This window comes from Vibrio sp. 10N.222.54.E6, from assembly GCF_041473955.1.
Taxonomy (GTDB): domain Bacteria; phylum Pseudomonadota; class Gammaproteobacteria; order Enterobacterales; family Vibrionaceae; genus Vibrio; species Vibrio tasmaniensis_A.
Map to the genome: position 1 here is coordinate 1 of NZ_JBFRTD010000103.1, position 656 is coordinate 656.

Below are 656 nucleotides of genomic sequence, written 5' to 3' on the forward strand. Positions count from 1 at the left end.
TAGTCCCATTTATCCCCTGCAGGCAAATCCCCCATGAGGTGGCTTAACGACTGAATTAAATCGTCGTTAGCGCCCCCAAGGACACTGATTTTAAAGCCAAAACCGCGAGAGTGGGTATTGTCGAACACCCGCTCAATGGGATCGTAGTCTCGATACGGCAGTTCATGGTGAAGGTGGTTCTGGGCTTGCTTGGCCTCTTGAAATAAGGCGGATAAGCCACTGCGTGAGGTGGAAAACATGGGGGGACCCCTTTTTCTATTTTTTACCAAAACAAAGACAATGGCCAACTGACACTTTGCATTGCTTCATCACTGAGTTGAAGGCGGTGAGCAAGCTCACGATGCCCTTTTTTTTGTAAGCATTCGTATAGGCTGAGTTTGAGTGGAGAAAGGCGCGTCTCTGAAGCGATCTCTTTTTCGATTTTAATGTTAGGGTGCACGGCACAATCTTGGACCGCTTGATGGAGCGCCCCCTTATCTAGAGAGGGCTGAGACTCGATGTAGCGCGCCACAACGTGATCTCTGGCGTCATCGTGCGAGGTGATAAACTGCGCCACTTGTGCCAAGGCGCTGCTCAGTAATGCGCCCCATAATATCGCGCCCGTGATAACAATGATTTTTAAGGTTCGTTTCATTATTTTTTCCTAATCAATCTTT

The 656-nt window shown here is 48.5% G+C and carries 2 protein-coding genes; both read right to left on the reverse strand.

What is annotated here, in order from left to right; translation table 11 throughout:
* The coding region (locus AB4513_RS24725) for a TraC family protein (RefSeq protein ID WP_133151994.1) at positions 1 to 239 on the reverse strand (239 nt) is incomplete at its 3' end.
* Positions 240 to 262: 23 nt separating this feature from the next.
* A complete protein-coding gene (locus AB4513_RS24730; protein WP_017096872.1) occupies positions 263 to 634 on the reverse strand; it encodes a hypothetical protein in 372 nt (123 codons plus the stop codon).
* Between the last annotated feature and the right edge of the window lie 22 nt (positions 635 to 656).

What these genes read in the sequence shown, in the direction of transcription:
- AB4513_RS24730 (WP_017096872.1), bottom strand. Translation starts at nt 634, where the DNA reads ATGAAACGAACCTTAAAAATCATTGTTATCACGGGCGCGATATTATGG.